Genomic DNA, 7,376 nt, shown 5'->3' on the forward strand with positions numbered 1-7,376 from the left:
GCAAGTCTCCTTAATTGCAAAGCATTTTGCGGTTTTGTAAATGCTTTCGTAATCTAACCTCGGTTCCTCGACCTGGCTGTGAATGAACCTCTACCTCATCCATGAAATTCTCCATGATAGTAAAACCCATACCGGAACGTTCTAAGTCCGGTTTTGTTGTAAATAATGGCTGACGAGCTTCTTCCACATCTACAATTCCCATTCCAACATCTTTTATTGTCAGATCAATTAAACTATCTTCAATGATTACTTGAATATAGACAATTCCATTTGGGTCATTTTCATAACCATGTATAATTGCATTGGTCACGGCTTCTGACACGACTGTTTTAATTTCTGTCAACTCATCCATATTAGGATCTAGTTGTGCTATAAAAGCTGCAACAGTTACACGGGCAAAGGACTCATTTTGACTTAATGCACTGAATTGAAGATTCATTTCATTCTTCACTCAGGCCACCCCCAATCTTTGCAATGCAAATTCTTCTGTCGGTTCCATTTTTATGATTTTGAATAAACCAGACATATCGAATAATCTTTGTATTGCAGGGGAAATTGCACAAACCACCATTTCACCGTGCACCTGTTTAATTTGTTTGTATCTGCCTAATATAACTCCTAAGCCTGAACTGTCCATAAATGCAAGATGTTCCAGATTTAAGACAATATGACGAATATCATTTTTTTCAATAACCGCTATCGCTTTTTCGCGAAGTCCATCCGCGGTGTGGTGATCTAATTCACCGCTTAAACGAATACATAGAACGTCATGTTTTGTTTCCATATTAATATTAAGACTCACTATCCACGTCCTCCTTAATCTGGTATAGTGAGTCAATTCTCTTTACGGGTGTTAATATCCTTCTCCAAATACAAAACAAGTTGTTTTTCGCTAAAAGAAGTGACATATCTAGTTATTTCGACATCGAAAACCCGGAAGTGTCTTTATTTACCCGCCTTTGTAAACATACCGAAGGAACGTTTATATAGAGTCCACCATCCAGCTTCTTTTACATTTTTATTTGCTAATAAAGGACTTTCTAGAAACACCTCTCCGTCCTTAATCAACTTTATGGTCCCTACTTTATCACCTTTATGAATTGGGGCATTAAGATTTTTATTGATAATCACCTTACGTTTTACATCCGCTGTTTTTTCGCCCTTTTTAGTCAGCAAGGAAATTGGCTCACTTGTTACAGCCTCCACAGACTTTTCCTGTCCTTTGCTTATTCTCACTTGGGCAATTGTCTGGTTACGTTTATACATAGGATGGGTTTGATATTGGTTGAAGGCATAGTTAAGCATTTTAGTTACTTGGGCATTTCTTTCCTTGGATGTGGGCGCGCCAAACACCACTGCAATTACGCGCATGCCGTTCTTTTGAGCTGTTGCTGTTAAGCAGTACTTCGCTTCTGCAGTAAAGCCGGTTTTGAGTCCGTCCACACCAGGATAAAAGCGCACCAATTTATTGGTATTAACAAGCCAGAATTTTTTTTCTGTATTTTCACGAAGATATGCTTCATACATCCCGGTGAATTTCGTAATGTCTTCATATTTTAATAGTTCCTTCGCCATAATAGCCATATCACTTGCAGTGCTGAAATGACCACTGACCGGGAGTCCCGTCGTATTTTTAAAGTAAGTATGTTTTAAGCCAAGTTCTTTGGCCTTATCATTCATCATATCAACAAATGCTTCTTCTGACCCTGCAATTCTCTCAGCCATAGCAACAGAAGCATCATTTCCAGAACCAATAGCAATTCCTCTTAACATTTCCTTGGTGGTCATTTCTTCGCCAGCTTCAAGAAAAATTTGTGAACCGCCCATCGAGGCAGCATACTCACTTGCTCTGACTTTTTCATTCCAAGTAAGTTTTCCTTGATCGATTGACTCCATAATTAAAAGCATCGTCATAATTTTGGTCATACTTGCAGGTGGAAGCTCTTCATTACTGTTTTTCTCATAAAGCACTTTTCCGGTATCACGTTCAATTAAAATAGCGGATTTTACATTGTTGACGATATCAGCATTCTTCTTTTCTTCAGCATTCTTTTTTTCTTCAGCTGCAAAAGCAGATGTACTCATTAAACTTGTTAGTAAAAAAAATGTCACTATCGCAGAGACAAATCGTTTCATTCGCATAACCCTCCATTCTTTATAGCATCCATTTTTTCCAAAATTAATAACTTTATACAATTATTCCCTCCTAGCGAAAATAAAAATAGGGTGTCAGGCACCATGTGAATTTTTCACATGGTGCCTGACACCCTTTAACCTGTTTTATTCTGTTATTTCTTCATGGACAAGGATTGGTGCGTTTATTTTTGTTGCTGAAATTTTAATATTATGATAAAGCTTTGTTTTTACTTCTTCTACATTTTCGAAGTTGCTGTAAATCGTTACTAATGATTCGCCTTTTTTGACTTGGTCACCAATTTTCTTTCTTAAGACAAGGCCCACTGCTAAATCAATAACAGATTCCTTTGTTGCTCGTCCTGCTCCAAGGATCATCGCCGCTGTACCAACTTCATCTGCAACAATTTCGGATACATAGCCATCTTCTTTGGCTTCAAGTTCAAAGGTATACTTTGCTTGAGGCATTTTTGAAGGGTCATCAACAATTGATGCATCCCCACCTTGTGAGCTTAAAAATACTTTTAATTTTTCAAGTGCTGATCCGTCCTTTATAACACCTTCAAGCAGGGTCCGTGCTTCTGCTAATGAGCCAGCCTTTTCTGCTAAGTAAACCATGTGGCTGCCTAGGGTTAAACAAAGCTCTGTTAAGTCTTCAGGACCTTCACCCTTTAAAGTATCAATCGCTTCTTTTACTTCAAGGGCGTTACCAATCGCAAAACCAAGTGGTTGACTCATGTCAGAAATAACAGCCATTGTTCTTCTGCCAACATTGTTCCCAATTCGCACCATTGCTTTTGCCAATTCCCGAGAATCATCAAGTGTCTTCATAAATGCACCCGCGCCGGTTTTGACATCAAGAACTATGGCATCTGCACCCGCTGCTATCTTTTTACTCATGATAGAACTTGCGATTAGTGGAATGCTATCAACAGTTGCTGTAACATCACGTAAAGCATAAAGTTTCTTATCTGCAGGAGTTAAATTTCCACTTTGACCAATGACAGCAATCTTATTTTTATTAACAAGGTCGATAAATTCTTCATTTTCAATTTCAACATGGAAGCCTTTTACTGCTTCTAATTTATCAATTGTTCCTCCGGTATGGCCTAAGCCGCGCCCCGACATTTTTGCCACAGGTACCCCAAGTGCAGCCACCAGAGGTCCAAGAACTAGGGTAGTTGTGTCGCCTACACCGCCAGTAGAATGTTTATCAACTTTAATTCCCTCAATTTGTGATAAATCAATTTGATCTCCTGATTCAACCATGGCCATGGTCAAATCGGCTCTTTCCTGTTCCGTCATCCCTTTGAAAAAGATAGCCATCGTTAAGGCGCTAACTTGGTAATCTGGAATCGAACCATCGGTATATCCTTTAATAATAAAATTTATTTCTTCTGTTGATAGTTCCTGTCCATCTCTTTTCTTCTCTATTAAGTCAACCATTCTCATTATAATCACCACTTTACGAAATTTTCCTATAACAGAATTTATATCACACCGCTAACCGGGCGCTTCCGCTTTGTTATAAAGCGATCGTTTTTACAATTTCTTTTATATATTGAAGAAAGTCAGCTTTCACTCTTTCTGTTGTTTCAATAACTTCATCATGGGTAAGTGGTTGATCAAGAATTCCTGCTGCCATGTTCGAAATACAAGAAATTCCAAGAACCTTCATACCACTGTGACGGGCAACGATTACTTCTGGTACAGTCGACATTCCGACTGCATCTCCGCCCAAAGTGCGCACCATTCGTATTTCAGCAGGCGTTTCATAAACAGGCCCAGGGTTTCCGAAATAGACGCCCTCTTTTACCTTGATATTTAAGCGGTCGGCAATTTCCCTTGCTACAGCACGTAATTCTTTCGTATATGCCTCAGACATATCAGGGAAGCGGACACCAAACTTGGAATCATTCGGTCCGATTAATGGATTTGTTCCCATATTATTAATGTGATCGGATATTATCATTAAATCCCCTGCAGAGAAGGTTTCATTCACTCCGCCCGCTGCATTGGTTACGATTAACATTTCAACTCCAAGTTCTTTCATGACGCGAACGGGAAAGGTTACTTTTTCCATACTATATCCTTCATAGAAATGGAATCGTCCTTGCATGGCAACAACCTCTACTCCACTTAATAAACCAAACACTAATTGTCCAGCGTGACCTTCAACTGTAGAAATTGGGAAGTCAGGTATCTGATTATATGGAATTTTTACAGGGTTCTCAATTTCATCCGCTAGGACACCGAGGCCAGATCCTAAAATAAGACCAATTCTGGGCGTTCTCTCATATTTTTGTTTTAAAAATCCTGCAGCATTTTGAATTTTCTCAGCATTCATTTTTATACCCCTTTTGAATTTAATTCGTTTAAAAAACTTTTTCCGAAGTTAGGTAGTTTCACATTGAAGTTTTCAGCAACAGTTGCGCCGAGGTCCGCAAAGGTCTCTCTGATTGGGAGCTCTTTCCCTTCGTTCATACGCTTTGAATAAACAAGTAAAGGTACGTATTCACGAGTATGGTCAGTTCCTGGTGCAACAGGGTCATTTCCATGGTCTGCAGTAATCATTAATAGGTCGTCTTCTTTCATTTTTGCAAACACTTCTGGCAGGCGTGCATCATATTCTTCCAGTGCTTTACCATAGCCTTCCGGGTCACGGCGGTGGCCGTATAATGCATCAAAGTCAACTAGATTTAAAAAACTAATACCTGTAAAATCCATATCCAATGTTTCTACTAACTTATCCATTCCATCCATATTAGAAACTGTTCTAAGGGATTGAGTTACACCTTCTCCATCATAAATATCGGATATTTTTCCGATCGCAATGACATCGAAGCCAGCATCTTTTAATTCACTCATAACTGTACGATCAAATGGTTTTAATGCATAGTCGTGACGGTTAGAAGTCCGTTTAAAATTGCCTGGTTCTCCCAAGAAAGGTCTAGCAATGACACGGCCAACCATGTACTTCTCGTCAAGAGTCAATTCACGAGCGATTTTGCAGATTTTATATTGCTCTTCAATGGGAATGATTTCTTCATGGGCAGCTATCTGAAGGACAGAATCTGCAGAAGTATAGACGATCAATGCTCCTGTTTTCATATGCTCTTCGCCCAACTCAACGAGGATTTCAGTTCCGCTAGCGGGCTTATTGCCAATAATTTTTCTGCCTGTGCGCTTTTCTAACTCTGAAAGAAGCTCATCCGGAAAACCCTCTGGGAATACACGAAAAGGGGTTTGAATATTCAGGCCCATAATTTCCCAGTGACCTGTCATGGTATCTTTTCCATTAGAGGCCTCCATCATTTTTGTATAATATGCTAATGGTTTTTCTGCTTTTTCAATTCCTTTAATTTCACGGATATTGCTTAAACCCAACTTGCCCATATTTGGCATGTTCAGACCATTCATTCTTTCCGCTATATGACCAAAAGTATCTGCACCCTTGTCACCAAACTTTTCCGCATCTGGGGCTTCGCCAATACCAACCGAGTCCATTACGATAATAAAAATACGTTTATATGTATTTGCAGCCATTTAATTCTTCCTCCTTTTTCCGTAGAAAACGTTTGCAAATATTAACATTACACACGAATAGGTTGCCCTCTTTAGTTTAGTATTATAAATCTAATCTAAATCTATTCGTCAGAAGTCTGACATCTCTATTGTACTAAATGTTTTTAAAATTACAAGGAAAAAGCCACCGAATTTCAGGCAGCTTTTTTGACAATTATATGATTTTTATAGAACTCTCATTCTATTAAGCTCGAGGATGAAATTTACTATAGACGTCTTTTAACTTTGTTTTTGAAACATGTGTATATATTTGTGTGGTTGAGATATCTGCATGACCTAACATTTCTTGGACTGCTCGTAAATCAGCACCATTTTCTAACAAATGCGTTGCAAAAGAATGGCGAAGGGTATGTGGTGTTAGTTCTTTATCTATTCCGGCTTCTCTAGCAAGCTTTTTCAATATTTTCCAAAACCCTTGGCGTGTTAGCTGCTTCCCTTGATGGTTTAAAAACAAAGCATGATCTTGTTGCTTTGCGGATGTAAACCGAGGTCTTCCATCTTCCAGGTAATGTTTTATGGCATCAGCTGCAGCACGTCCAATGGGAATAATTCGTTCTTTATTCCCGTTACAACGAACAAACCCCATCGTTAACTGAATATTATCAATCTCAAGACCTATTAGTTCACTAACACGGATACCTGTAGCATATAGCAGTTCAAGCATCGCCTTGTCCCTTATTCCAAAATGATCTTGTGTATTAGGTGTGTCCAGCAGGATTTCTACTTCTTGTAAACTCAATACATTGGGCATTGATCTTTCAAGTCTGGGTGTTTCTATTTGAACAGATGGGTCTTGATCTGTTGCCTTGGCCCTTAATAAAAATTGATGAAATGCACGGACAGAGGCGATGTGCCGTGCCAATGTTTTCGAGGATTTCCCCTGTTCTTTTAGAAATCTTAAAAAGTGGACAATATGTACACGTTGTACATCATTTAAAGAATGGACGGATTCGACATTTATCAAATAATGAAGATAGCTTTTTAAATCTCGCTCATACGCCATAATTGTGTTTTTGGCTGAACCTTTTTCAACGATTAAATAATCCAAAAAATCCTTTAATTGCTCGTCCATCGTATTTACTCCCCATTTAAATAAAACAACATCAGCCGATCTAACAAGGAAGAATCCTCCTCATACACTGCGTTCGAAACTTTTAGCGCAGCTCCTTCCGGTTCATCATAGCGATGATAATTTTGATATTCTTCATTCACCAACATGATACCATAATAGAAAAGAATCGTGCACCCTGTGAATATGATAAAGACCTTTAAGGTTTTTAATGCTGCTTTTAAAAATAAGATCATCCCGCTTCCCCCAATTTCCAATCATCTAGTAAAATGTATGCCAAAATAGATAAATTTTATACCTAGTCATTGGTAATATAGGGGAAGTTCTTTTTTAATCTGTTAAACTTGGCTGTTGATTTCCGCTCCAGGCGCTTCGCTTTCCGCGGGCGGTCCGGGGAGCCTCCTCGGCGCTACGCGCCTGCGGGGTCTCCCCTGCCCCGTCCTCCCGCAGGAGTCTTCGCGCCTTCCGCTCCAATCAACTTGGCTATAAAATCAACAATGACCTTTCACACATCATTTATTTAATAAGTTGTTTTTCGTATGATTCTTGGAATTTTTGAATATCTCCAGCGCCCATGAAAATAATTACG

Annotated in this window: 8 protein-coding genes; all 8 read right to left on the reverse strand. The window is 39.0% G+C overall.

The genetic code is table 11. The features are described from left to right. Positions 1-10 precede the first annotated feature (10 nt). Entirely contained in the window at positions 11-451 is a 441-nt protein-coding gene (gene spoIIAB / locus J7E63_RS05235) for an anti-sigma F factor (protein WP_088088858.1), read from the reverse strand. Further along, positions 452-802 carry an anti-sigma F factor antagonist gene (gene spoIIAA, locus J7E63_RS05240; protein ID WP_215010537.1) on the reverse strand — a complete coding sequence of 117 codons (351 nt, stop codon included), beginning with the start codon at positions 800-802 and terminating at the stop codon, positions 452-454. A gap of 143 nt (positions 803-945) precedes the next feature. Next, positions 946-2,136 carry a D-alanyl-D-alanine carboxypeptidase family protein gene (locus J7E63_RS05245; RefSeq protein ID WP_215010538.1) on the reverse strand — a complete coding sequence of 397 codons (1,191 nt, stop codon included), beginning with the start codon at positions 2,134-2,136 and terminating at the stop codon, positions 946-948. 144 nt (positions 2,137-2,280) lie between these two features. Beyond that, positions 2,281-3,585, reverse strand: coding sequence for a pyrimidine-nucleoside phosphorylase (locus J7E63_RS05250; RefSeq protein ID WP_215010539.1), 1,305 nt, complete (start codon positions 3,583-3,585; stop codon positions 2,281-2,283). 73 nt (positions 3,586-3,658) lie between these two features. After that, positions 3,659-4,480, reverse strand: coding sequence for a purine-nucleoside phosphorylase (locus J7E63_RS05255; protein ID WP_215010540.1), 822 nt, complete (start codon positions 4,478-4,480; stop codon positions 3,659-3,661). 2 nt (positions 4,481-4,482) lie between these two features. After that, positions 4,483-5,679 carry a phosphopentomutase gene (gene deoB, locus J7E63_RS05260; RefSeq protein ID WP_215010541.1) on the reverse strand — a complete coding sequence of 399 codons (1,197 nt, stop codon included), beginning with the start codon at positions 5,677-5,679 and terminating at the stop codon, positions 4,483-4,485. Positions 5,680-5,902: 223 nt separating this feature from the next. Then, entirely contained in the window at positions 5,903-6,790 is an 888-nt protein-coding gene (gene xerD / locus J7E63_RS05265) for a site-specific tyrosine recombinase XerD (RefSeq protein WP_215010542.1), read from the reverse strand. A gap of 5 nt (positions 6,791-6,795) precedes the next feature. Next, entirely contained in the window at positions 6,796-7,023 is a 228-nt protein-coding gene (locus tag J7E63_RS05270) for a YqzK family protein (RefSeq protein ID WP_088088865.1), read from the reverse strand. Positions 7,024-7,376: the final 353 nt, after the last annotated feature.

The organism is Bacillus sp. ISL-75 (genome assembly GCF_018613095.1).